At 71.3% G+C, this 815-nt stretch carries 1 protein-coding gene; it reads left to right on the forward strand.

Annotation, left to right across the window (positions count from 1 at the left end; genetic code table 11):
• On the forward strand, positions 1-815 hold an 815-nt coding region (locus G7A99_RS22195; RefSeq protein ID WP_240466378.1), incomplete at both ends, for a methyl-accepting chemotaxis protein.

Here is an 815-nt window from a genome sequence, read left to right on the forward strand (position 1 = left end):
GAGGACGCCACCACGGAAGGCCTCGACCTCTCCCTGTCGCTGCCGGAGACCGGCCGCCAGGCGGACGTCGCCGCGGCGCTGAACACCCTGCTGGACCGCACCGCCGCCCAGATCACCGACACCATGGGCAGCGCGCTGAGGCTCTCGGAGACCGCGCCGACCCTCGCCGATCTCGCCCGGACGGGCGAGAGTCAGAGCACGGCACTCTCGGACGCGGCCAACCACATCGCGGCGGCGAGCGAGGAGATGACCACCACCCTCGAGCAGGAGATCACCCCGAGCACCGAGGAGCTCGCGCGCTACGCCGGCCAGGTCACCGGCCTGGTCGACGCCAGCCACCGGCGCGGCGAGGCGATCGCACGGCACATGAGCGATCTCGACACCCGGCTGCAGGCCCTGGAGTCCCAGGTCGACGCGCTCCAGGCCCGGACCTCGGAGGTATCCGAGGTGGTGGGACTGATCAGCCGGATCGCCGGACAGACCAACATCCTCGCCCTCAACGCCGCCATCGAGGCTGCCCGGGCGGGCCAGTACGGCCAGGGGTTCGCGGTAGTCGCCGAGGAGGTACGTCAGCTCGCCCAGCAGACCGGCGAGGCCACCGGACGCGTCTCCGGCGTGATCGAGGGCCTGACCACCGGCATGGAGGAAACCGGGAGCGCGGCGGAATCCGTACGGGCGGGGCTGACCGAATCCCAGGCGGACGTCACCACGACCCTGGACGAGCTCGACTCGGCCCGCCAGGCGATGGCGGACCTCGATTCACGCAGCCAGCGGATATCCACGGCCATGCACCAGATGAACACCACCACCCAGGG

It is taken from the genome of Arhodomonas sp. KWT, assembly GCF_010993615.1.